The 24,217-nt window shown below is 73.2% G+C and carries 20 protein-coding genes; 9 read left to right on the forward strand and 11 right to left on the reverse strand.

Annotated features, from left to right (window positions below; all coding sequences use genetic code 11):
* Positions 1-75: 75 nt before the first annotated feature.
* From G8E01_RS09870 to G8E01_RS09885, 4 genes are read right to left on the reverse strand one after another with little or no spacing between them, the layout of a single operon-like run.
* The gene (locus G8E01_RS09870; protein WP_166319166.1) at positions 76-1,074 is read right to left on the reverse strand and encodes a hypothetical protein; all 999 of its coding nucleotides are present in this window, start codon (positions 1,072-1,074) and stop codon (positions 76-78) included.
* Positions 1,071-2,342, reverse strand: coding sequence for an ATP-binding protein (locus G8E01_RS13065; protein WP_166319169.1), 1,272 nt, complete (start codon positions 2,340-2,342; stop codon positions 1,071-1,073). The genes G8E01_RS09870 and G8E01_RS13065 overlap by 4 nt, the downstream gene beginning before the upstream one ends.
* The gene (locus G8E01_RS09880) at positions 2,332-2,994 is read right to left on the reverse strand and encodes a response regulator transcription factor (RefSeq protein ID WP_166319172.1); all 663 of its coding nucleotides are present in this window, start codon (positions 2,992-2,994) and stop codon (positions 2,332-2,334) included. Before G8E01_RS09880 ends, G8E01_RS13065 begins: the two co-directional genes overlap by 11 nt.
* A gap of 32 nt (positions 2,995-3,026) precedes the next feature.
* A complete protein-coding gene (locus tag G8E01_RS09885; RefSeq protein WP_166319175.1) occupies positions 3,027-4,283 on the reverse strand; it encodes a class I SAM-dependent RNA methyltransferase in 1,257 nt (418 codons plus the stop codon).
* 47 nt (positions 4,284-4,330) lie between these two features.
* Between G8E01_RS09885 and G8E01_RS09890 the strand changes: the two genes are divergently transcribed.
* On the forward strand, positions 4,331-4,972 hold the full coding sequence (locus G8E01_RS09890) for a Maf family protein (RefSeq protein ID WP_166319178.1): 642 nt from the start codon (positions 4,331-4,333) through the stop codon (positions 4,970-4,972).
* A 90-nt stretch (positions 4,973-5,062) separates the two neighbouring features.
* Positions 5,063-6,832 carry an acetyl/propionyl/methylcrotonyl-CoA carboxylase subunit alpha gene (locus tag G8E01_RS09895; protein WP_166319181.1) on the forward strand — a complete coding sequence of 590 codons (1,770 nt, stop codon included), beginning with the start codon at positions 5,063-5,065 and terminating at the stop codon, positions 6,830-6,832.
* A gap of 62 nt (positions 6,833-6,894) precedes the next feature.
* Here the strand turns inward: G8E01_RS09895 and G8E01_RS09900 are convergent, their stop codons facing one another.
* Positions 6,895-8,319, reverse strand: a complete 1,425-nt coding sequence (locus G8E01_RS09900; RefSeq protein ID WP_166319184.1) for an NAD(P)H-quinone dehydrogenase — start codon at positions 8,317-8,319, stop codon at positions 6,895-6,897.
* 80 nt (positions 8,320-8,399) lie between these two features.
* Between G8E01_RS09900 and G8E01_RS09905 the strand changes: the two genes are divergently transcribed.
* The 7 genes from G8E01_RS09905 to G8E01_RS09935 all read left to right on the forward strand — a co-directional run bounded on the left by G8E01_RS09905 (position 8,400) and on the right by G8E01_RS09935 (position 17,124).
* Positions 8,400-9,230: a purine-nucleoside phosphorylase gene (locus G8E01_RS09905; RefSeq protein WP_166319188.1), complete on the forward strand. Its 831-nt coding sequence runs from the start codon at positions 8,400-8,402 to the stop codon at positions 9,228-9,230.
* Positions 9,227-10,885, forward strand: a complete 1,659-nt coding sequence (locus G8E01_RS09910; protein WP_166319191.1) for a phospho-sugar mutase — start codon at positions 9,227-9,229, stop codon at positions 10,883-10,885. The genes G8E01_RS09905 and G8E01_RS09910 overlap by 4 nt, the downstream gene beginning before the upstream one ends.
* A gap of 129 nt (positions 10,886-11,014) precedes the next feature.
* Positions 11,015-11,290, forward strand: a complete 276-nt coding sequence (locus tag G8E01_RS12820; RefSeq protein ID WP_166319194.1) for an HPr family phosphocarrier protein — start codon at positions 11,015-11,017, stop codon at positions 11,288-11,290.
* Between the two features lie 5 nt (positions 11,291-11,295).
* Positions 11,296-12,942, forward strand: a complete 1,647-nt coding sequence (gene ptsP, locus G8E01_RS09920) for a phosphoenolpyruvate--protein phosphotransferase (protein ID WP_166319197.1) — start codon at positions 11,296-11,298, stop codon at positions 12,940-12,942.
* 164 nt (positions 12,943-13,106) lie between these two features.
* The gene (locus G8E01_RS09925; RefSeq protein ID WP_166319200.1) at positions 13,107-15,110 is read left to right on the forward strand and encodes a PTS mannitol transporter subunit IICBA; all 2,004 of its coding nucleotides are present in this window, start codon (positions 13,107-13,109) and stop codon (positions 15,108-15,110) included.
* A 1-nt stretch (position 15,111) separates the two neighbouring features.
* Positions 15,112-16,269, forward strand: coding sequence for a mannitol-1-phosphate 5-dehydrogenase (locus G8E01_RS09930; protein WP_166319203.1), 1,158 nt, complete (start codon positions 15,112-15,114; stop codon positions 16,267-16,269).
* Between the two features lie 78 nt (positions 16,270-16,347).
* The gene (locus G8E01_RS09935) at positions 16,348-17,124 is read left to right on the forward strand and encodes a DUF308 domain-containing protein (RefSeq protein WP_166319206.1); all 777 of its coding nucleotides are present in this window, start codon (positions 16,348-16,350) and stop codon (positions 17,122-17,124) included.
* Between the two features lie 64 nt (positions 17,125-17,188).
* On the opposite strand, the gene G8E01_RS09940 is transcribed toward G8E01_RS09935, so the two are convergent.
* The 6 genes from G8E01_RS09940 to G8E01_RS09965 are packed head-to-tail and all read right to left on the reverse strand — an operon-like array spanning position 17,189 to position 24,124.
* A complete protein-coding gene (locus G8E01_RS09940) occupies positions 17,189-18,322 on the reverse strand; it encodes an adenosine deaminase (RefSeq protein WP_166319209.1) in 1,134 nt (377 codons plus the stop codon).
* Between the two features lie 20 nt (positions 18,323-18,342).
* Complete coding sequence (locus G8E01_RS09945) at positions 18,343-19,632, reverse strand: thymidine phosphorylase (RefSeq protein ID WP_166319212.1); 1,290 nt, start codon at positions 19,630-19,632, stop codon at positions 18,343-18,345.
* 31 nt (positions 19,633-19,663) lie between these two features.
* Positions 19,664-20,065 (reverse strand): cytidine deaminase, encoded by a 402-nt coding sequence (locus G8E01_RS09950; protein ID WP_166319215.1) that lies wholly within the window; start codon positions 20,063-20,065, stop codon positions 19,664-19,666.
* A gap of 8 nt (positions 20,066-20,073) precedes the next feature.
* The gene (locus G8E01_RS09955; protein WP_166319854.1) at positions 20,074-21,315 is read right to left on the reverse strand and encodes an ABC transporter permease; all 1,242 of its coding nucleotides are present in this window, start codon (positions 21,313-21,315) and stop codon (positions 20,074-20,076) included.
* 53 nt (positions 21,316-21,368) lie between these two features.
* Complete coding sequence (locus tag G8E01_RS09960; protein ID WP_166319218.1) at positions 21,369-22,613, reverse strand: ABC transporter permease subunit; 1,245 nt, start codon at positions 22,611-22,613, stop codon at positions 21,369-21,371.
* Positions 22,610-24,124 carry an ABC transporter ATP-binding protein gene (locus G8E01_RS09965; RefSeq protein ID WP_166319221.1) on the reverse strand — a complete coding sequence of 505 codons (1,515 nt, stop codon included), beginning with the start codon at positions 24,122-24,124 and terminating at the stop codon, positions 22,610-22,612. Before G8E01_RS09965 ends, G8E01_RS09960 begins: the two co-directional genes overlap by 4 nt.
* Positions 24,125-24,217 lie beyond the last annotated feature (93 nt).

Consider the following 24,217-nt stretch of genomic DNA (forward strand, 5'->3'; position numbering starts at 1 on the left):
CACTCGCGGGCGGTTTTCGGGTAATCGTCTCGCACCGCGGCCCGGGGCGGCATCGCCGCCCCGGGCCCTCCCGCGTTATCGGGGCCGGGCGATCTCGTGCCACGCCGTCACGTCGTCCTCGCCGTCGGACCCGCGGCCCACGACCGTCACGACGACGTCGCTCGAGCGCGACGTGCGAACGATCAGGCGCGCGGCCTCGACCCCGGCGAGCACGGCCTCAAGCTCGCCACGCACCGCCTGGATCTCGGCGGCATCCAGCGCCTCGAGGCCGCCGTCGTCGTAGAGCGAGACCACGACGCCGGAGCGGCGCAGCCGCGCGAGCTGGGACCGCACGCGCGTGTCGAGGAGGCCGCGCCCGCGCAGCTCGTCCCGCAGCGTGGCCTCCACGAAGAGGGCGTCCGCCTTCTCGTCCGCCCCGAGGAGCCCGCGCTGATCGATCACGCGCGCGAGCACCGGACCGGCGAGCCCGATCGCGACCTGCACGCGCTCGCGCCGCTCGCGGCTGCGCCCGTCCTGCACGGCCTCCCACGCGGAGGATTGCTGCTGGATGAGGGCGAGGCGCGCCGTGTCGCGGTAGGCGCGGTCGGTGAACACGACGAGCAGCTGCGCGATGCCGACCCACAGGAGCGATCCCATGCCACCGGCCGTCAGGACCCCGGGGAGGTCGGACATCACCGTCGTCGCGGCGCACACATGGGCGATCATCCCCGCCCATGCCAGCGCCGCCCGGCGCCGTGCACACACGATCGTCATGAGGACGCCGCCGGCCCCGAGGAACCAGGTCACCTGCGGCGCGTCGCTCGGCGGGATGCCGCGCGTGGCGACGAGCGGCAGCAGCGCGGCGACCGCGCACGTGATGAGCGCCGCCCACAGCGCCATGGTGCCGGGTCCGTGCGGCGTCCGGCGGGCGGACCCGGGCGCGAGGAGCGCGACGAGCGCCGCGGCGACGAACATCGCCACGGCGACGAACGCGCCCCCGGCGTTGCCGTGGGTCAGCGCGCCGACGATGCCGCGCACGGAGAAGTACGCGACGAGCGCGCCCCCGAGGAGCGACAGGGCGAGGCGGACCTTCACGTCGCAGCCTCCGAATCGTAGGAGATCACGACGCGGGTGCCGTCGGGGCCCGGCAGCACCTCGACATCGCCGCCGGCCGCGGCCACGCGCGCGAAGATCGATCCCCGGATGCCCAGACGGTCGGCCGGAATCGCCTCAAGGTCGAAGCCGGGCCCCTCGTCCGAGACGACGACGCGCACGCAGGTCGCCGTCGCCTCCACGGCGACGCGGAGCCCGCGGGCGTCAGCGTGCTCGACCGCGTTGGCAACCGCCTGCGTCGCCGCGAGGACGAGCGCCCGGGCCGCGCGCGCGGGGATCCGGGGAGCGGGTCCCTCCGGCGGGGCGACCGTCAGCGCGACCCCCAGCTGCGCCGCCGCGCGCTCGAGTTCGGCCGCGATGGCGCGAGCGTCGACGTCCTCGTTCGTTCCCACGGGTTCGTCCGACTCGGCATCGGCCAGGCGGTTGAGCGCCTCGCGCGCCATCGCGACGGCGAGCTCCCGTTCGCGCGGCGACTCGGCGCGCGCGGCTGCGAGAAGAGCCGCGAGCACGCTGTCGTGCATGAGCCCCGCGATCTCGACGAGCTCGCGCTCGGAGGCCTCGGTCGCCGTCGCGCGGCCGTAGGTCTCCACGGCGGCCCGGCGGGCCTCGTCGACGCCCGCCCCCACGCCGCGCAGCATCGTGGCCACGACGACAAAGGTGAGGCTGAGGAGCAGCGCGATCGAGACGTCGTAGAACAGCTGGGCCCAGACGTCCGCGCCGCCCCCCGTCGTCGCGATGCGCGCGGCCGCGAAGACCAGGGCGGGAACGGTCGCCACCACGAGCTGCGCGGGGAGACCCCACGCGACGATGGCGGCGCCCGTGGCCGTTGCGAGCAGGAAATAGGGCCACGGCTCCTCGATGAGCGAGGGCGGCGCGACGGGGGTGAACACCGCCCAGGCCACGATCGACAGCGGCATGGCCACGGCGTACACCGCGGCAAGCGTCCGCGCGCCGCGCCCCGCCACACACGCGACGGCCATGGCGACGAGGAGGAGAAGGACGCCGCCGACGAGCGGGAGCGTGTGTGCGCGCGCGAGGGGGTCCTGCCACGCGACGGCGGCCGCCTGCGCCCCCATCACGAGGGATCCGACGGCCACCGTGATCTCGATGGCGCGGTCCAGGAGCGCGCCGGTGAACCCGCGCCGGCGGCCCGGCGCCTGGTCCGGCGCCATCTGCTGCCAGGCGCGCTCAATCGCCGCGGCTCCCGCCGCCTCGGCGTGGCGCGCGAGGGCCGCGCCGTCAGGGGCCACGGGTGTCCGCCTCCGCGCGCGCCGCGGGCACGATGCCGTCCTCAAGCGCGCGGCGGAGCAGGTCGACCTTGGTGGGCGCGGGGCGCCCCACCTCGACGTACTTCGCCCGGACGCGGGAGATGTTCTCCTTCGCGGTGGAGTAGGCGATGTTCAGGCGCCCGGCGACCGCCTTGAGCGGCAGGCCGGCCGCGTACATCCGGAGCACCTCGCGCTCGCGGTGCGACAGCTGCGCGTCGGCGAACGCCCGATCGCTCTCGACCGCGCTCGCCCACTCGACGTTGTCGAGCGGTTCGCCGGCCGCGACGGTCCGGACGGCCCCGAGCACGTCCTCGAGGGGCGCCGCCTTGCTCACGACGCCCGCGGCGCCCGCCGCGAGCGCCTCGCGCACGACCGTCGGCCGGTCGGCGACCGAGTGGATGATCACGCGCGTCGCCGACGCGAGCCGCGACACGTTCTCGGTCACGGTGGTCCCGTCGCCGAGCGTCAGATCGAGCAGGACCACGTCCGCACCCGCGCCCCGCGCCGCCGCGAACGACTCGTAGGAACCGACCGTCGGGCCGCTGAAGACGACCACCTGGCCGTCACGGGCGAGCGCCGCGGCCAGGCCGAGCCGCACCGACTCGTGATCGTCGATCAGCGCAACCGTGGTCATGTGACCGAGCGTACCGGGACGCCCGGCCGCGCTCACGCTCGGCGCAGGACGCAGACCGACTCGACGTGGTGCGACGACGGGAACAGGTCGAGCCCTCGCACCCGATCGGTGTCGTATCCCAGCGCGCGGAACGCGCCCACGTCCCGCGCGAGGGCGACGGGATCGCACGCGACGTAGATGACGGCGGCGGGCTCGAGGCGCGCGATCGCCTCGACCACCTTCAGGCCCGCGCCCGAGCGCGGCGGATCCAGCAGCGTCACGCCCCGCGCGAGCGCCGCCCGCTCCCCCGCGTCCGCGGTGTCGGCGAGGACCTCGACGAAGTCCTCCACGCGCGCGGTCACGGCGCGCGCGTCGACCCCGGCGAGGTTCTCGCGCGCGTGCTCGGTGGCCCGCGGAGCGGACTCCACGGTCGTGACGCGCGCGGCGGAACCGTGCTCGGCGAGCGCCGCGGCGAAGAGTCCGACGCCGCCGTAGAGGTCGAGGTGGTGGGCGCCCTCCGCCTGCTCCAGCTCTGCCAACGCCTCGCGCACCACCTGATCGAGACGGCCGGCGGCCAGGCGATGCACCTGCCAGAAGCCGTCGGCGTCGACGCGGAAGGTGCGCCCTCCGACGACCTCGGAGACGACCGCGCGGCGCGGCGCCCGGCCGCGGGCGCGGCGCGCGGGCCGCGGCACCACCGTCACCTCGCCGTCGGCCGCCTCGACGAGGTCCACCCGACCCGCGGAGAACCCCGCCAGCCCGAGCGCGGCGCGCTCGATGGCGGATGTCGCGAGCGGGTGCGCGCTCACCTCGACGACGTCGTGGCTCCGCGCCGCGAACGGCCCCACGCGCCCCTGGGTGTCGACGTGCAGGCTGACGCGGGTGCGCCAGCGGGTGCCGTCCGGAGTCTCGTCCGGGCCCGCGGAGGCGACCGCGGTCGGGACCGCGCCGCGCGCGAACCGTTCGAAGGCCTCGCGGAGCACCCTCGTCTTCAGCTCGCGCTGATGACCGAGCTCGATGTGCCCGAAGTCGGCGCCCCCGGGGCGCTCCGCGGGCGGCACGGCGACGTCCGCCTGCGCCCAGACGTGTGGCCGCCGGTGCGCGCTCGCCTCCAGCACCTCGAGCGTCTCGGCGCGCGCGAACGACTTCTTGATCTGCGTCACGCGCGCGCGCACGCGCTCGCCCGGCAGCGTGTCGGGCACGAAGACGACCCGCCCTGGCTCGGAGTCCGATGCCCCCTGACGCGCGACGAACACGCCCCCGTGCGCCACGCCGGTGATATCGAGCTCGAGCACGTCGCCTGTCTGCATCCCGTCATCCTCGCAGACCCGCCTGACATCGCCCCTACGCTGGGGGCATGCTCGTGTGCCTCGCCTCGACCTCGCCCGCCCGACGGGCCCTGCTGCTCCAGACGGGGATCGACCCCCGCCTCGAATCCCCCGGGGTGGACGAGGAGAGGGTGATCGCGGACCTCGAGCGCGCGCGCGGCGCCGCCGTCTCCCCCGCCGAACACGTGCAGGTCCTCGCGACCGCGAAGGCGCGGGCCGTAGCGAGCCGCCTGGCCGAGGAGGGCTTCGCGGGGCTCGTCATCGGCGGGGACTCGATGTTTGTCCGGGGCGAGCGCGTGTACGGCAAGCCGCACACCGCCGCCGCCGCGACGGAGCGCTGGCGGGAGATGCGGGGGCGCACGGGCGAGCTGTTCTCGGGTCACTGCGTGATCCGCGTCGGATCCGGGGAGCCCGCAGAGGCGGAGGCCGTCGCGACGGCGCGCGTCAGCTTCGCGGCCGACGTCACGGACGCCGAGATCGCGGCCTACGTCGCCACGGGGGAACCCCTCGAGGTCGCCGGGGCGTTCACCGTGGACGGGCGCGGCGCGGGGTTCATCGAGCGCGTGGAGGGCGATCCGTCCACCGTGGTCGGCATGTCGCTGTCGACCGTCAGGCGGCTCGCGCGCGAGCTGGGCGCCGAGTGGACGGCGCTCTGGTCCGCCTCGGCCTAACCCAATTGGTACGACCCCACACAGGTTCCCCCGGGATTGTTGTCGAGGTCGCTCAAATCGAGCCGGGCCCGGCTGGATAGGCTCGAGATCATGCCCGCAATCCGCAAGGTGCTCATCGCCAACCGTGGGGAGATCGCCGTCCGCATTATTCGTGCGGCCCGCGACTCCGGAATCAGCTCGGTCGCCGTCTACGCCGACCAGGACCGCGACGCGCTCCACGCCCGTCGCGCCGACGAGGCCTACGCGCTCGACGGCTCGACGAGCGCCGAGACCTACCTCGACGTCGACAAGATCCTGTCGATCGCCCGGCGTTCGGGCGCCGACGCGGTCCACCCCGGCTACGGCTTCCTCGCCGAGAACGCGGAGTTCGCCCGCGCCGTCATTGCGGCCGGCCTCACCTGGATCGGCCCGAGCCCCGAGGCGATCGAGGCGCTGGGCGACAAGGTGACCGCGCGGCACGTCGCCGAGAAGGTCGGCGCGCCGCTCGCGCCCGGCACGCCCGGCCCCGTCGAGACGGCCGACGAGGTCGTCGCCTTCGCGGAGGAGTTCGGCCTCCCCATCGCCATCAAGGCGGCGTTCGGCGGTGGCGGCCGCGGCCTCAAGGTCGCCCGCGAGCTCGACGAGGTCGCCGAGGCGTTCGACTCGGCCACGCGCGAGGCCGTTGCGTCGTTCGGCCGCGGCGAGTGCTTCGTCGAGAAGTACCTCGACAAGCCCCGCCACGTCGAGACCCAGTGCCTCGCGGACGCCGCCGGCAACGTCGTCATCGTCTCCACGCGCGACTGCTCGCTGCAGCGGCGCCACCAGAAGCTCGTCGAGGAGGCCCCCGCACCGTTCCTCACGGCCGAGCAGAACGAGATCCTCTACACGGCATCGAAGGCGATCCTCCGCGAGGTCGGCTACGTCGGCGCGGGCACGTGCGAGTTCCTCATCGGCGCCGACGGCACGATCTCCTTCCTCGAGGTCAACACCCGCCTCCAGGTCGAGCACCCCGTCAGCGAAGAGGTCACGGGCCTCGACCTCGTGCGCGAGCAGTTCCGCATCGCCGAGGGCGGCACGCTCGACTACGACGACCCGACGCCGCAGGGGCACTCCTTCGAGTTCCGCATCAACGGGGAGGACCCCGGGCGCGGCTTCCTCCCCCAGCCCGGCCCCATCCACGCCTTCAAGATCCCCGGCGGTCCGGGCGTCCGCGTCGACTCGGGCGTCACGACCGGCGACGAGATCGGCGGGGCGTTCGACTCGATGCTCGCGAAGCTCATCGTCACGGGCCGCAACCGCGCGGAGGCGCTCGAGCGCTCGCGCCGCGCGCTGGCGGAGTTCGAGATCGCGGGCCTGCCGACCGTCATTCCCTTCCACCGCAAGGTGGTGTCGGATCCCGCCTTCACGGCGCAGGACGGCGTGTTCGGCGTGTTCACGCGCTGGATCGAGACGGAGTTCGCGGGCGTCATCGCGCCGTGGGACGGCGAGGCCGCCGATGCCGCGGGCCCCGAGGCGCGCCACAGCGTCGTCGTCGAGGTCGGCGGCAAGCGCCTCGAGGTGAGCCTGCCGGATCGCATCACCCAGCCCGCCGGATCCGTCGGGCGCCCCGCGAGCGCCCCGCCGTCGCGCCGCGGCCACCAGGGCGCGAGCGCCGCGGGCGGCGCGTCGGGCGACACCGTGACCTCGCCCATGCAGGCCACGGTCGTCAAGCTCGCGGTCGAGGAGGGCCAGGACGTCGTCACGGGCGACCTCCTGCTCGTCCTCGAGGCGATGAAGATGGAGCAGCCGATCCACGCGCACAAGGACGGCCGCATCCAGGCGATCAACGCCCCCGTCGGTCAGACCGTCAGCTCGGGTCACGCGCTCCTGCAGATCGTCTGACGCGCGCGAAAAGCGCCGCCCCGCATGGCGCGGGGCGGCGCTTTTCGCGCGCGTGGCGCCGGTCAGAACCCGCGCAGGTTCACGCCGTGCATGGCGCGCGCCGCGTCGGTGATGGAGCCCGCGAGCGACGGGTACGCCGTGAACACGCGCGCGACCTGGTCGACCGTCAGGCGCCGGTCCACCGCGATCGCGATCGGGAAGATGAGCTCGGAGGCCTTCGGCGCGACCACGACGCCACCGATGACGGTGCCGGATCCCGCGCGCGCGAACAGCTTGACGAACCCGTCCTTGACGCCCATCATCTTCGCGCGCGCGTTCTCGGCGAGCGGGAGCTTGTGCACGACCGCGTCGGCGTGCTGGGTCCAGCCGACCGTCGCGATCTCGGGCGAGGTGAAGATGTTCGCGGCGATCTTGTGCTCGGAGAACGGGATGACGGCGTCGCCCATCGCGTGGAACACGGCGGTGCGCCCGAGCATCGAGGACACCGACGCGAGCGGCACGAGGCTCGTGCAGTCCCCGACCGCGTAGATGTGCGAGACGGAGGTGCGCCCGACGCGGTTCACGAGGACGTGGCCCGACTCGGACATCTGGACGCCCGCGTCCTCCAGGCCGAGGCCGGCCGTGTTGGGCACGGATCCGACCGCCATGAGGCAGTGCGACCCCTCGACCCTCGAGCCGTCGGACAGGGTCACCACGACGCCGTCGCCGGTGTTCTCGACCCGCTCGGCGCGCGACTTCGCGAGCAGCGTCATGCCCCCGCGGGTGAAGACCTTCTCGAGCACGGCCGCCGCGTCGGCGTCCTCGCCGGGAAGGACCTGCTCGCGGCTGGAGACGAGCGTCACCTTCGACCCGAGGTTCATATATGCCGACGCGAACTCGGCGCCCGTCACGCCGGAGCCCACCACGATGAGGTGCTCGGGCACGGACGGCATGTTGTACATCTGCTTCCAGGTGAGCACGCGCTCGCCGTCCGGCCGCGCCGCGGGGAGCTCGCGCGGCGACGCCCCGACCGACACGATGATCGTGTCGGCCTCGATGCGGTCGAAGTCCGTGCCGCCGGGGCCCGTCGACACGACGACCGCGTCCTCGCCCGCGAGCCGGCCGTGGCCCGAGATGATGCGCACGCCCTCCTCGATCAGGCGCGCGCGCAGGTCCTCGGACTGCTGGCCCGCGAGCGCGAGGATCCGCTTGTTGATCGCGAGGAGGTTGATCGCCACCTCGGGCTTGAGCGGCGCGCCGGACTCGCCGCGCGCATAGAACTGCACGCCGAGGTCGCCGGCGTCGTCGATCGCGCGCGCCGCGTCGGCGGTCGCGATGAGCGTCTTGGAGGGGACGACGTCCGTGAGGACCGCGGATCCGCCGACGCCCGTGCTCTCGACGAGGGTGACGTCCGCGCCGAGCTGCGCGCCCGCGAGGGCCGCCTCGTAGCCGCCCGGCCCGCCGCCGATGATCGCGATCCGCTGCTTGCGCTCGAAGTCGAAGGTCATGACCTCCATTGTTCCCCATCGCGAGCCGCGCCCCCGCCCCACCCATTCCGCGCGCGGCGCGGCTGGTTAGGGTGTTCCTCATGACGCACGAGACGCACCCGCTGGACCACCCGGCCGACCCGTTCGAGATCGCGCAGGTCGCCGCCGCCGACATCGCCCGGCTCACGGGCGTCGAGCGCCACGACATCGCGGTCACGCTGGGCAGCGGCTGGGGTCGCGCCGCGGACCTGTTGGGCGAGACCGTCGGGGTGATCCCCGCGACCGAGGTCACGGGCTTTTCGAAGCCCGCGCTCGAGGGGCACGTGGGGACGCTGCGCAGCGTCGTGACGCCCGACGGCCGGCACGTCCTCGTGATCGGGGCGCGCACGCACTACTACGAGGGCCACGGCGTGCGGCGCGTCGTCCACAGCGTCCGCACGGCGGCCGCCACGGGCGCCCGCACCATGGTGCTGACGAACGGCGCGGGCGGCATCAAGGACACGTGGAGCGCGGGCCAGCCGGTCCTCATCAGCGACCACATCAACCTGACGGCCGACTCGCCGCTCGAGGGCGCGACGTTCGTAGACCTCACCGACCTGTACTCGGCCCGCCTGCGGGGCATCGCGCGCGAGGTGGACGCCGAGCTGGACGAGGGCGTCTACTGCCAGTTCCGCGGCCCGCACTACGAGACGCCGGCCGAGGTCCAGATGGCCAAGGCCATCGGCGGGCACATCGTGGGCATGTCGACAGCGCTCGAGGCGATCGCGGCGCGCGAGGCGGGCATGGAGGTGCTGGGCTTCTCGCTGATCACCAACCTCGCCGCCGGCATCTCCCCCGACCCCCTCAGCCACGCCGAGGTCATCGAGGCGGGCCGGGCGGCCGAGGGCCGCATCTCCCGCCTCCTCGCCGACGTCATCGGGCGGATCCGATGACGCCCCGCGAGCGCGCGACCGCCTGGCTCGCCCAGGATCCGGATCCGGAGACGCGCGCCGAGCTCACGGCGCTGATGGAGGCCGCCGACGGGGGCGACGACGCGGCGCGCCGCGACCTTGAGGAGCGCTTCACGGGCCGCCTGCAGTTCGGGACCGCCGGGCTGCGCGGCGCGCTCGGCGCCGGCCCGCAGCGCATGAACCGCGTCCTCGTCGCGCAGGCCGCCGCGGGGTTCGCGCGCTTCCTCCGGGACCGCGCGCCGGGCGGGCGGCCGCGCATCGTCGTCGGCTACGACGGCCGGAAGAACTCGGACGTGTTCGCTCGCGACTCCGCCGAGCTCTTCCAGGCGGCGGGGCTCGAGGCGATCCTGCTCCCCCGCCGGCTCCCCACGCCCGTCCTCGCGTTCGCCGTGCGCCACCTCGGCGCGGCCGCGGGCGTCATGGTGACCGCGAGCCACAACCCTCCGCAGGACAACGGGTACAAGGTGTACCTCGGCGGCGCCGACGCCGGATCGCAGATCGTGGCGCCCGTCGACGCGGAGATCGCCGCGCGGATCGACGAGGTCGCCGCCGCCTCCCCCGTCTCGGACCTGCCCCGCGACACGGGATACGCAATCGCGGACGAGGAGGTCGTCGCGGCGTACGTCCAGGCGACCGCGCGCGTCGCGCCGGCGCCCGCGGGCGCGAGCGACCTGCGCTGGGTGTACACGGCGATGCACGGGGTCGGATCCGAGACCGTGCATCGGGTCGCGTCGGCCGCGGGCTACCCCGCCCCGGTCGTCGTGGCCGAACAGATCGAGCCGGACGGCGCCTTCCCCACCGTCGCCTTCCCCAACCCCGAGGAGCCCGGCGCCCTCGACCTCGCGCTCGCGACCGCGGAGCGGGAAAATGCGGAGCTCGTGATCGCGAACGACCCGGACGCGGATCGCGTCGCCGTCGCCATCCCGGGCCCGGACGGCTGGCGCGCGCTCACCGGTAACGAGGTCGGGCTGCTGCTGGGCCGCCGCGCCGCGCGCGCCGCGGCGGGCACGCCCGGCGCCTCGCTCGCCTGTTCGCTCGTGTCCTCGCCCGGGCTCGCGGCGATCGCCGCCCACTACGGGATCGACAGCCACGAAACGCTGACGGGGTTCAAGTGGATCTCGCGCGCCCCCGGCATCGTCTTCGCCTACGAGGAGGCCCTGGGCTACCTCGTCAACCCCGAGACGGTCCGCGACAAGGACGGGATCTCCGCCGCGGTCGCCGTGCTCGGCCTCGCGTCCGAGGCGCGCGCGGCCGGCCGCACCCTCGCCGACCTCCTGGACGACGTCGCCGCCGAGATCGGCCACCTCGCGAGCGCGCAGGTGTCGCTGCGCGTCGCCGACCTGTCCGTGATCGGGCGCGTCATGGCGTCGCTCCGGGCGGATCCTCCCGCGGCGTTCGGGCCGATCGAGGTCGCCCGCGCGGAGGACCTCGCGCGGCCCGCGGACGGGTCCCCGGCCGGGGACATCCTGCGCTATGCGCTCGGGGGCGGGTCGCGCGTGATCTTCCGGCCAAGCGGCACCGAGCCCAAGCTCAAGGCCTATCTCGACGCGCGCGGGGAGTCCCCCGAGGGAGCGCGCCGCTCGCTCGCCGCGATCGAGGAGGCCGTGCGCGCGCTGTTGGACGAGCGCTCGCGCTAGGGGAGCGAGACACGCTCGGCGCGCTCCGGTTGAGACGCGCCGGGCGCCGGGACACAATGTCACAGGGGTCGCGAATCGGCGACCCGGAGTCTGGCGGCGCCGTGCGCCGCCGATCGGGAGGAAACACCCATGACCGCCGTATCGCGCACCGTCACCATCGCGTCGTCGCACGGGCTGCACGCCCGCCCCGCCAAGATGTTCGCGGAGGCCGCCAAGAACTCGGGTCAGAGCGTCACGATCGCCAAGGGCGACGGATCCCCCGTCAACGCCGCGAGCATCCTCGGCGTCATCTCGCTCGGGGCGAACTCGGGCGACGTCGTCACGCTGTCGGTCGAGGGCGACGGCGCCGAGGCCACGCTCGAGCAGCTCACGGCGATGCTCGAGACCGACACGGACGCGGAGTAAGCCGCGTGGCCGAGATCCACGGGGTCGGAATCGGCCAGGGCGTCGCCGTCGGGCCCGTCGCGCACATGGCGGGGCGCCTCGCGCCCCCCTCGGACGCCCCCTCCGCGCGCGGCGCGGACGCCGAAAAGGCGGCCGTGTCCGAGGCGGTCCAGGCCGTCGCGGCGGAGCTGAACGCGCGCGGCGAGCGGGCGGGCGGATCCGCTCAGGACGTGCTCGAGGCGCAGGCCATGATGGCCGAGGACCCGACGCTCGCGGACTCCGTCGCGGCCCGCATCGACGCGGGCAGCACAGCGGAGTACGCCGTCCACGCCGCGTTCGCCGAGTTCGCGGAGCAGCTGCAGGCGCTCGGCGGCTACCTGGGCGAGCGCGCGGCCGACCTCGCTGACGTCGCCCAGCGCGTCATCGCCCACCTGCGCGGCGTGCCGGCGCCGGGCGTGCCCGAGCCGGGCCACCCCTTCGTGCTCGTCGCGGAGGACCTCGCCCCCGCGGACACCGCGCTCCTCGACCTCGAGCAGGTCCTCGCGGTCGTCACGACCGAGGGCGGTCCGACCTCGCACACCGCGATTCTCGCGCGGGAGAAGGGCATCGTCGCGGTCGTCGGCACGGGGGACATCGACCTCGCCGACAACCAGAGCGTGCTCGTCGACGCCGCGAACGATCGCGTGGTCTCCGACCCGACGGACGACGAGCGCGCGGAGGCCGAGGAGCGCCGCGCCGCGCGCGCGGCCGCGCAGGCCGCGCCGCTCACGCCCGGGGCCCTCGCGGACGGCACGCCCGTGCCGCTACTCGCCAACCTCGGCTCGCCCGACGGCGCGGCGGAGGCCGCGGCCCTCGGTGCCGAAGGCGTCGGCCTGTTCCGCACGGAGTTCCTGTTCCTCTCGAGCGACGAGGCCCCCTCGGTCGAGAGCCAGCGGGAGAGCTACCGGCGCATGCTGGCGGCGTTCCCCGGCCGCAAGGTCGTCGTGCGCGTGCTCGACGCCGGCGCCGACAAGCCGCTGCCGTTCCTGACGGACGCCGACGAGGAGAACCCGGCGCTCGGCCGGCGCGGGATCCGCGCGCTCCAGCACCGCGAGAACGTGTTGCGCGACCAGCTGACGGCGCTCGCCCAGGCGGACGCCGAGACCGACGCCGACCTGTGGGTCATGGCGCCCATGGTGGCCACGACCTCCGAGACGGAGTACTTCACCTCGCTCGCCCGGGAGCTGGGGCTGAAGACCGTCGGCGTGATGGTCGAGGTCCCTTCGAGCGCCCTCTTGGCCTCGGAGATCCTGGCCACGGCCGACTTCGCGTCGATCGGCACGAACGACCTCGTGCAGTACACGATGGCCGCGGACCGCCTGCTCGGCAGCGTCGCCCACCTCCAGAGCCCCTGGCATCCGGCCGCGCTGCGGCTGATCAAGATGGTGGCGGACGGCGGGCGCGCGAACGGCAAGCCCGTGGGCGTGTGCGGGGAGGCCGCGGCGGATCCGCTGCTCGCGGTCGTGCTCGTCGGCCTCGGCGTCTCGACGCTGTCGATGTCGCCCTCGGCGCTCGCGGACGTGCGCCAGGCGCTGCTCGCGCACACGCTCGACGAGGCCCGCCGGATCGCGGCGGCCGCCCTCGCGACCGGCAGCGCGGACGAGGCGCGCGAGGCGGCCCGCGCCGCCGCCTGATCCGCGCGCCTGACGGGCCCGCCGCGCCGCGCGCGGCGGGCCCGTCAGGCGCGAAAGGTCACCCCCTGGCGCACCGATTCGCCCGGGCGATAGGTTGTCGCACACAGGCGTCCGCGCAAGGACCGCGGGGACCCCGACACACTCTGACGAAGGCAGGAATTCCCATGTCCACGCAGACCGCAGACCCGAAGGCGCCCGACGGATTCCGCGTCGCCGTGCAACGGGTCGGATCCTTCATGTCGGGCATGGTCATGCCCAACATCCCCGCGCTCGTCGCGTGGGGCCTGTTCACGGCGTTCTTCATCGAGCAGGGCTGGACGCCGAACGCCGACCTCGCGACGATCGTCGGCCCGGCGATCCACTACCTCCTCCCGCTGCTGATCGCCTACACCGGCGGGTTCATGATCTACGACAAGCGTGGCGGCGTCGTGGGCGCGATGGCGACGATCGGCGCGATCGCGGGAAGCGACCTGCTTATCGCGAACATCAACGCGGGCCTGCCGGAGGGCGAGGCCCCGCTCGGCGAGATCCACATGTTCCTCGGCGCCATGATCATGGGACCGCTCGCGGCCTGGCTCATGAAGAAGCTCGACCTGCTGTGGGACGGCAAGGTGCGCGCGGGCTTCGAGATGCTCGTGTCGATGTTCTCCGCCGGAATCTTCGGCTTCCTCGCCGCGATCTTTGCGTTCTACGTCCTGGCGCCGGTCGTCAACTGGATCACGGGGGTGCTGAGCAACGCCGTCGCCTTCCTCGTCGACAACAGCCTCCTGCCCCTGACGAGCATCATCATCGAGCCCGCCAAGGTCTTCTTCCTGAACAACGCGATCAACCACGGCGTCCTCACGCCGCTCGGGATCGCGGAGGCGGACGAGACCGGAAAGTCCGTGCTCTTCCTCCTCGAAGCCAACCCGGGCGTCGGCCTGGGGCTCCTCCTCGCGTTCACCTTCTTCGGGGTGGGCGCCGCCAAGGGATCCGCCCCGGGCGCCGCGATCATCCACTTCTTCGGCGGCATCCACGAGGTGTACTTCCCCTACGTGCTGATGAAGCCGGTCCTGCTCATCGCCGTCATCGTGGGCGGCATGTCGGGCGTGGCCGTGAACGTCCTGTTCCAGACCGGCCTGCGCGCCCCCGCCTCGCCGGGATCCATCATCGCCGTCATGCTCCAGACCGCGAGCGGCGACTACGTCGGCGTCATCCTCGCGGTGGCCGTCTCGGCCGCCGTCACCTTCCTCATCGCGGCCGTGATCCTCCGTGCGAGCCGCAAGCGCGACCTCGCCGCGGGCGACGCGATGTTCTCCTCCGCCGTCGCGCAGACGCAGGCGAACAAGGGCAAGGGATCCGCCGCGCTCTCGGGCCTCGTGGCCGGCGGCACGGCGACGGCGACGCGCATCGAGCGGGTCGTGTTCGCGTGCGACGCCGGCATGGGCTCGTCCGCCATGGGCGCCTCCGTGCTCCGCAAGAAGGTCAAGGACGCCGGCATCGAGGGCGTGAGCGTGACGAACAAGTCGATCGCCGCCCTCGACGGCACGGCGGACCTCGTCGTCACGCAGGCCCAGCTGACGGACCGCGCGAAGCAGAACGAGCCCGCGGCCGTGCACGTCTCGGTCGGCAACTTCATGAACGCCCCGGAATACGACGAGGTGGTCGAGATGATCCGCGCCCAGCGCGCGGGCGCCCCGACCGCGGGCGCCGCGCCCGACGCCGCACCCGCACCGGCGGAGCCCGCCCCGTCCGACGGGGTGCTGAAGCCCGAGTACGTGCGGATCCACGAGGGGTCCGCCACGCGCGACGAGGCGCTCGAGGAGGCGGCTGGGATCCTCCTGGGCGCGGGCGCCGTGACGAGCGGATACGCGGCCGCGATGCGCGACCGCGAGGAGACCGTGTCGACCTACATGGGCAACGGCCTGGCCATCCCCCACGGCACGGACGCGGCGAAGGACACGGTCCTCGGCTCGGCCCTCTCCGTCGTCCGCTACGACGGCGGCGTGGACTGGGGCGACGGCGACACGGCCACCTTCGTCGTCGGGATCGCCGGCAAGGGCGGCGCGCACCTCGAGATCCTCGCCAGCGTCGCGCAGCAGTTCAGCGACGACGAGATGGTCGAGCGCCTGCGGCGGGCCGGGTCGGCCGACGAGCTGTACGCGCTCCTGTCGGACGGGATCAACTGACGTGGCGGAGAGGACCAAAAAGGCCGTGCACTTCGGCGCCGGCAATATCGGGCGCGGCTTCGTCGGCATGCTCCTGGCCGAGGGCGGCTACGAGCTGGTGTTCTCAGACGTCGCCGGGCCGCTCGTCGACGCGATCAACGCCGCGGAGACTTACACAGTGCACGAGGTCGGCGACGGCAGGCGCGACGTCACCGTCACGGGGTTCCGGGCCGTGAACAGCGCCGAGGATCCCGGCGCCGTCGCGGCGGAGGTCGCCACGGCCGACGTCGTCACCTGCGCGGTCGGCCCCACGGTGCTGCGCTTCATCGCGCCGCACGTCCTCGCGGGCCTCCGGAACCGCGACGCCGGGCGCGCGCCGCTGCAGGTCATGGCCTGCGAGAACGCGATCGGGGCGACCGACTCCCTCCGCGCGCACGTGGCCGAGCTCGCGGGCGCGGACGAGGAACACCTCCTCGACCGCGCGGTGTTCGCGAACACGGCCGTCGACCGGATCGTTCCGGGCCAGCCCGCGGACGGCGGGATCGACGTCACCGTCGAGCCCTTCTTCGAGTGGGCGATCGAGCGGGGCCCGTTCGGCGACGACCTCCCGGTCATTCCGGGCGCCCACTTCGTCGAGGACCTCGCGCCGTACATCGAGCGCAAGCTGTTTACTGTCAACACGGGGCACGCGGCGACCGCCTACCACGGGGCGCGCGCGGGCATCGAGCGGATCTCCGACGCGCTCGCGCACCCGGACGTCGCGGCGGCCGTCGCGGCGGCGATCGAGGAGACGAGCGCCGTTCTCGCGGCGAAGCACGGCTTCGCGGCGGAGGATCTCGCCGCGTACCGGGCCACGATCCTCGGGCGGTTCCGCAACCCCGCCCTGCCGGACACCGTCCAGCGCGTGGGGCGGCAGCCGCTGCGCAAGCTCTCCCGGCACGAGCGCTTCGTGGGGCCGGCGGCCGAGGCCGCCGAGCGCGGGCTGCCGACCGCGGGGCTCGTCGCCGCGATCGACGCGGCGCTCGCCTTCACGGATCCCGCGGATCCGCAGGCCGTCGAGATGCACGAGCGGCTCGCCGCGGGCGACGCGGACGCGTTCACGTCGGAGGTCACGGGCCTCGATGCCGCGCACCCGCTGTTCGCCGCCGTCCGCGACGTCGTCGCGCGCCACATGGCGTGACCCGCGTCGGGGTGGGGGTGTCCCGACACTTCCGCCCCGCGCGTGCGCTGTGCCCCTCGCACGCGCGAGAATCGACTCATGACGACGCCCACGCCCCCCGCCGGATTCCCGCAGGACCCCTCCCCCGCCGGCGCCGCCGCGCCGCCGGCCTCCGCCTACCCCGCCCCCGCGTACCCGACCGCCCCCGGTGAGCCCCCGCAGGGCGGGCGCGCGCCGCGCGAGCGCCCCGGGCGCGCGCTCCCGGTGCTCGCGCTCGTCTTCGCCATCCTCGGGGCCGCGCTGCTCAGCGCCGGCTTCTTCGTGTTCCTGCCCGGCGCGGGCGTGATCGGCGCGATCTCCCTGATCGGCTGGCCGTTCCTCATTGCGGGGCTCGTCCTCGCGATCGTCGCCCTCGCGCGCCGCGCCGCCGGCAAGGGCATGAGCATCGCCGCGCTCATCGTCGCGATCGCGGGCGGCGTCGTCGGAATCGTCTCGGGCGTCGTCGTGGCTGTCGCCGCGATCTTCGGCGTCGCCACGACCGCGTTCGACGAGTACGGGGACCTCGTCCCGCCGAGCCCCGAGTCCTCCGTCCCCGACAGCAGCGGATCCGACGTCGAGGCCGACTGCGAGCTCCTGCTCGGGGTCGACCCCGGCATCCTCGGCTCGGCCTCGGCGGTGGACGAGATCTTCGACGACCTCGCCGACCAGATGACGACCTCCGAGGTGCGGGCGCCGCTCGAGGACCTGGCCGACGCCTACGAGGACCTGCTCGACTTCGACAGCCCCGCCGAGATGCAGGAGGCCACGGCGCAGATGGAGCGCGCGAGCACCGAGCTCGCGGCCGTGTGCGGCGTCGACCTCGGCGGGCTGGAGTAACCCCCACACGCGAAAAACCGGGCGGTCGGCGCATGCGCCGACCGCCCGGTTTTTCGCGGAGGGCCTACCGGTCGAAGCCCTCGCTGATGAGGTCGATGAGCTCCTCGCGCTGCTCGACGGGCAGGAAGGTCGCGCTCGCGGCGTTGATCTGGAACTGCTCGACATCGTCGAGGTCGTAGTCGAACGCCTCCGCGAGGCGGGAGATCTCGCGCGTCAGCGTCGTGCGGCTCATGAGGCGGTTGTCGGTGTTGACCGTCACGCAGAAGCCCAGCTGATAGAGCAGGTCGAACGGGTGATCCTCCATCGTGGTGCCCCACGCGGCGATCGCGCCCGTGCCGAGGTTCGACGACGGCGACAGCTCCAGCGGGATCTCCCGGTCCCGCACCCAACGCGCGAGTTCGCCAAACTGCACGTGCACCTCGTCGCCCTCCGTCTCGATCTCCTCGAGGTCCTCCGCGATGCGCACGCCGTGCCCGAGGCGCAGCGCGCGGCCGTCGAGCAGCGCGCCGCGGATCGAGTCGAGCCCCGCCGCCTCGCCCGCGTGCAGGGTCACGGGGAAGAACTCCCGCGCGAGCAGGTCCAGCGCCTCCGCGTGCCGCGAGGGCGGGAAGCCGTCCTCGGGGCCCGCGAGGTCGAAGGCGACGACGCCCGCGTCGCGGAACTCCAGCGCGAGCCGCGCGATCTCCGCCGAGCGGTCGGACTGGCGCATCGCCGAGAGGATCTGGCCGACGCGGATGGAGTGCCCGCCGTCCTCGGCCTCGTCCTCGCCCTCCTCGAGGCCGTCCTGCACCGCCTGTACGGCCTCGTCGAGGGTCAGGCCGCCCTCGAGGTGCTGCTCGGGCGCCCAGCGCACCTCGCCGTAGATCACGCCGTCGTTCGCCAGGTCGAGCACGTACTCGCGCGCGATCCGTGTGAGCGCCTCGGCCGTCTGCATCACGGCGATCGTGAGGTCGAACGTCGCGAGATAGTCCTCCAGCGAATCCGACTCGGCCGTCTCGGCGAACCAGTCCGCGAGGGCGCCGGCCGTGTCGGCGGGCGTCTCGATGCCGCGCTCGCGCGCCAGCTCGAGCACGGTGGCCGCCCGGACGCCGCCGTCCAGGTGGTCGTGCAGCGACACCTTCGGGAGGCTGCGCACGGGGACGCCATCGATCAGCGCCTCGTGACGGGATCCGCGGGCTTTCTTCGGGGGACGGGACATGGGCTTCTCCTGCCGGCGGGTCATCGAGCGGTGATGCGATCGCGCACGATCGGCGCGACCACGGGTCGAGTATCGCCGATGGCGTAGGCGCCGTTCAACGCCTCGAGCGCGCGGTCGAATCGGCCCGCGTCGTCGGCGTGGAGGGTAAACAGCGGCTGGCCCGAGCGGACGGCGTCGCCCGGCTTCGCGTGCAGATCGATGCCCGCGGCGTGCACGACGTCGTCGGTCGGCCGCGCGCGCCCCGCGCCGAGGCGCCAGGCGGCGACGCCGACGTCGAAGGCGTCGAGGGCCGAGAGCACGCCGTCGCGCTCGGCGGTCACGACGTGCGATTCGCGCGGCGTCGGGAGCGGCGCGTCCGGATCCCCGTCCTGCGCGCGGATCATGCGGCGCCACTGGTCCATCGCGCGGCCGTCGGCGAGGGCCTCGGCCGGGTCCGCGTCGACGCCCGACATCGCGAGCATCTCGCGCGCGAGCGCCACGGTCAGCTCGACGACGTCGGCGGGACCGCCCCCCGCAAGCACCTCGACCGACTCGCGCACCTCGTTGGCGTTGCCGACGGTGCGGCCGAGCGGCGTCGACATGTCGGTCAAGAGCGCGGTGGTGTTCACGCCCGAATCGGCGCCGAGGGCCACCATCGTCTCCGCGAGCTCGCGTGCCCGGGCCTCGTCCTTCATGAACGCGCCGGAGCCGAACTTCACGTCGAGCACGAGCGACTCGGTGCCCTCCGCGATCTTCTTCGACATGATGCTCGAGGCGATCAGCGGGATCGCCTCGACCGTGCCCGTGACGTCGCGCAGGGCGTAGAGCTTCTTATCGGCGGGGGCGAGGCCCGTGCCCGCGGCGCAGATGACGGCGCCCACGTCGCCGCGCAGCTGCGCGAACATCTCGTCGTTCGACAGCGCCGCCCGCCAGCCGGGAATGGACTCCAGCTTGTCGAGGGTGCCGCCCGTGTGCCCCAGGCCGCGGCCGGAGAGCTGCGGCACGGCCACGCCGTACACCGCGACGAGCGGCGCGAGCGGCAGGGTGATCTTGTCGCCCACGCCGCCGGTCGAGTGCTTGTCCGCCGTGCGCTTGCCGAGGCCCGCGAAGCTCATCCGCTCCCCCGACGCGATCATCGCGTCGGTCATCACGCGGATCTCCTCGCGCGACATCCCGTTCAGCAGCACGGCCATGGTGAACGCCGACATCTGTGCGTCGACGACGTATCCGCGCGTGTACGCGTCGACGAGCCAGCGCAGCGCCGGCTCGGGGACCGTCCCGCCGTCGCGCTTCATCCGGATCACGTCGACGGCGTCGAAGGGCTCGCTCATCGTCCTCTTTCGTGTGGTGCGTGGGCCGGCCTCAGCCGGCCATGTGGTCGAGGTCGCGCGGCCCGAACGCGTCGGGCAGCACCTCGTCGATCGTGCGGATCCCCGAGACCGTCTCGAGGATCATGTCGGGGTGGGCGTGTTCGTACAGGAGCTGCCGGCACCGGCCGCACGGCATGATGGTCTCGCCCTTGCCGTTGACGCAGGTGAAGGCCACGAGGCGCCCGCCGCCCGAGAGGGCGAGGTTCGACACCAGGCCGCACTCGGCGCACAGCCCGACGCCGTAGGACGCGTTCTCCGTGTTGCACCCCACGACGATCCGCCCGTCGTCGACGAGCGCCGCCGCGCCCACGGGGTATCCCGAATACGGCGCGTAGGCCTTCGCCATGGCGTCGGTCGCCGCGCCGCGCAGCGCAGTCCAGTCAATCTCGTTCACGAGGGGCGTCACCCCTTCCGGTAGGGCTTGCCGGACGCCGCCGGAGCCCGCGAGCGCCCGACGAACCCGACCACCGCGAGGATGGTCACGAGGTACGGGAGCATGAGCATGAACTGGCTGGGGATCGGCGTGCCGAACACCACGAGCAGCCCCTGCAGCTGGTTCGCGAACCCGAACAGGAGGCCCGCGAGCGCGGTCTTGATCGGATCCCACTGGCCGAAGATCACCGCCGCCAGCGCGATGAAGCCGAGGCCCGCCGTCATGTTCTCGCCGAACTGCGGCACGGACACGAGCGTGAAGTATGCGCCGCCCGCGCCGGCGATGGCACCCGCCAACGTGACGTTCCAGAAGCGCGTCGGGTTGACCTTGATGCCCACGGTGTCGGCCGCCTGGGGATGCTCGCCCACGGCGCGTACCCGCAGCCCCCAACGCGTGCGGTACAGGCCCCAGGCGACGACGCCGACGAGGATGTACATGAGGTAGACGACGAACGTCTGGTTGAACAGGATCGCGCCGACGACGGGGATCTCACTGAGGCCGGGGATCGGCCACTTGGGGAACCGGGTCGCACGGTTGAGGACCAGCTCGTTCGGCACGAGCACGATGCCGTAGAGGAACGTCGTCAGGCCGAGGACGAGAACGTTCAGGACGACACCGACGATGACCTGTTCGACAAAGTACTTGATGGAGAACACCGCGAGCACGAGCGCGACGAGCACGCCGCCGACCATGGCGCCGAGCAGGCCGACGAACGGGTTGTCGGTGATCGAGGAGAGCACGGCCGCGCTGAACGCGCCGAGCAGCAGCTGCCCCTCGATCGCGACGTTGACGACGCCCACGCGCTCGCCGATCACGCCGCCGAGGCCGCCGAGCACGAGCGGGACGGACAGCGACAGCGCGCCCGAGAGCAGGCTCACGACCGGGATGAGGCCGTCGGCGCCGGCCCAGGCAAGGAATCCGAAGATCCCAAAGGCCGCGTAGGCGATCGGCACCCAGATGGTCGTGCGGCGGTACGCGAGCGTGTCGACGACGGCCCACACCGACAGCGCCGCCAGCAGCACGAGGCTCCCGAACGCGGCCGGCATCGCGGGCACCGACACGTCGCCGAGCTGGAGGGTGGAGGGGCCGCCCGCCAGCCGGAAGACCGCGAGGCCGGGCCGCGGGGAGAAGGCGAAGAGGAGAGCAAGCAGCACCGTGACGGCGCCGAGGGTGATCGCGAGCTTCCACGAGCGCGTGCGCACGCGGCGCATCTCGATCGGCCGCTCGTCCGGCGTCACTGCGCTCGGGGAGGAGGTCGTGTCGCTCACTGGGCCACCGCCTTCCTGGCCTGTCGGGCCCGCTGTTTCGCCTGCTTTTCCTGCTCGGTCTGGGGGAGGAAGAAGATCGTGCGCACGAGCGGGGGCGCCGCGACGAACAGCACGACGACCGCCTGCACGACGAGCACGATATCGACGGGGATCCCCTCGGATGCCTGCATCGAGTAGGAGCCGGCCTTCAGCGCGCCGAAGAGGAGTCCCGCGGCGACGGTGCCGAACGCGCGGCTGCGCCCCAGCAGGGCCACCGTGATCGCATCGAACCCGAAGCCCGCGTCGATCGAACTCGTGAATCCGCTCGTGACGGCGCCCTGGATCTGCTGCGCCGCGGCGAGGCCCGCGAGCCCACCGGCGAAGAGCATCGCGTAGACGTAGATGCGCTCGACGTTCACGCCCGCGGCCCGCGCGGCGTGCGGGTTCTCCCCCACGGCCCGCATGCGCATGCCAAGCGACGAGCGCTCGATCAGCCAGTACACGAACACCGCCGCGAGGAGCACGAACACGAAGCCCCAGTCGAGCGCCGGATACTGCGGCCCCAGGAGCTTCGGGAAGATCGCGGCCTCGGGGGTCGCCTCCGAGATGGGCTGGTTACTGCCCTCGCGCTGCAGGACGCCGGCGGTCGAGACCATCCACGTCACGAGGTACACCGCGACGTAGTTCAGCATGATCGTGAGGATGACCTCGTGCGCGCCCGTGAGCGCCTTCAGCACGCCGACGATGCCGGCCCATACCGCGCCGCCGACGACCGCGCCGAGCATCGTCATGACGATCTGCAGCGGGGCCGACAGGCCCATGGGGAAGGTGATGAGCGCGGCGAAGGCCGCGCCGAAGATGATCTGGCCCTGGGCGCCGATGTTGAACATGCCGACGCGGAAGGCCAGCGCGACGCCGAGCCCCGCGGCGATCAGCGGCGCCGAGTACCCGATCGAGTTGGTGAGCGAGCGGATCCCCGTCGCGAAGTCGTCCGCGCGGGTGTTGTAGATCGCGCCGCGGAAGAGGGCCTCGTAGCCGCCCGCGACCGCGTCCCAGATGGCGGCGAACGTGTCGCCGGGCCGGGCGAAGAAGTAGCCGGCCGCCTCGCGGACCTCGGCGCTCGTCACAGCGATGAGGACGCCGCCCACGACGAAGGCGATCACGAACGCGAGGATCGTCGTGACGACGCTCCCGCGGAGGATGTCGCGGATCACCGCGTTCGTGCGCGGGGCGGCGGTGGACGGTGCGGTGTCGGCGCTCACGCGGCGGCCTCCTCGATGTCGGCTCCGGCCATCATGAGGCCGAGCGTGTCGCGCGGGGTGTCGCCGGGCACGATGCCGACGATCCGGCCCCGATACATCACGGCGATGCGGTCCGCGAGCGCGACGACCTCGTCGAGCTCGGTGGACACGACGATGACCGCCATGCCCTCGTCGCGCGCGCGCACGATGCGGCTGTGGATGAACTCGATCGATCCGACGTCCACGCCGCGCGTGGGCTGCGCGGCGATGAGGAGCCGGATGTCGCGGTTCATCTCGCGCGCGACCACGACCTTCTGCTGGTTACCGCCCGACAGCGTGCCCGCGGCCACGCCCGGGCCCTGCGCGCGGATGTCGAACTCCTCGATCCGCGCCTCCGCGAACTCCCGCATCGCGGCGCGATGGAGCGTCCCGGCGCGGGTGAACTCGCCGGTGTCGGTGCGATCGAGGATGAGGTTCTCGGCGATCGTCATGGATCCGACGAGCCCGTCGACCGTGCGGTCCTCCGGGACGAAGCCGACGCCAGCCTCGAGGATCGAGTGCACGCTCCGGCCGCGCAGCTCGGTGTCCCCCAGCCGCACGGATCCGTCCACGTGCTCCTCGAGCCCCATGAGCGCCTCGGTGAGCTCCGTCTGGCCGTTGCCCTGCACGCCCGCGACGGCGAGGATCTCCCCCGGCCGCACGTCGAAGCTCACGCCGTCGACCGTGACATTGCCCTCGGCGTCCCGTACCCGCAGGTCGCTGACGCGTAGGCCGCCCTCGCCGGGCTGCGCGGGTTCCTTGTGGACCGTGAGCTCGACCGCGCGGCCGACCATGAGGCTCGCGAGCTCCGCGTTCGTCGAGGTCGGCGAGGCCTCGCCCACGACGGCGCCGCGGCGGATGACGGTGATCCGGTCGGCCACCTCGCGCACCTCGCGGAGCTTGTGGGTGATGAAGACGATGCCCTTGCCCTCCGCGCGGAGCTGACGCATCATCGCCATCAGCTCGTCGGTCTCCTGCGGGGTGAGCACCGCGGTCGGCTCGTCGAACACGAGCACGTGCGCGTCGCGCGCCAGCGCCTTGATGATCTCGACGCGCTGCTGCACGCCCACGGGGAGCGTCTCGACGATCGCGTCGGGGTCGACGTGGAACCCGAAGCGGTCGGCAACCTCGCGGACCTGACGGCGCGCGACCTCGAGGTCGAGCGACCCCGTGCGTGTCGAGGTCTCGTGCCCGAGGGCCACGTTCTCGGCGACCGTGAAGACGGGCACGAGCATGAAGTGCTGGTGCACCATCCCGATGCCGGCAGCCATGGCCTCGCCGGGCCCGCGGAAGGCGCGCGGCTCGTCGTCGATGAGGATGTCGCCCTCGTCGGCCTGGTAGAGGCCGTAGAGCACGTTCATGAGGGTCGACTTGCCGGCGCCGTTCTCGCCGAGCAGCGCGTGGATCTCTCCCGGCGCGACGGTGAGGTCGATGTGGTCGTTGGCGACGAGGCTGCCGAACCGCTTGGTGATGCCGCGGAGCTCGAGCTTCATGGGGTCAACCTAACGCGAAGGTCTGGGTAAGAGACAGGGGGAACCGCGCTCGCACGTCGCACGGGGCGACCGGATGGATATCCAGTCGCCCCG

This window comes from Microbacterium excoecariae, assembly GCF_011326725.1.
Lineage (GTDB): Bacteria > Actinomycetota > Actinomycetes > Actinomycetales > Microbacteriaceae > Microbacterium > Microbacterium excoecariae.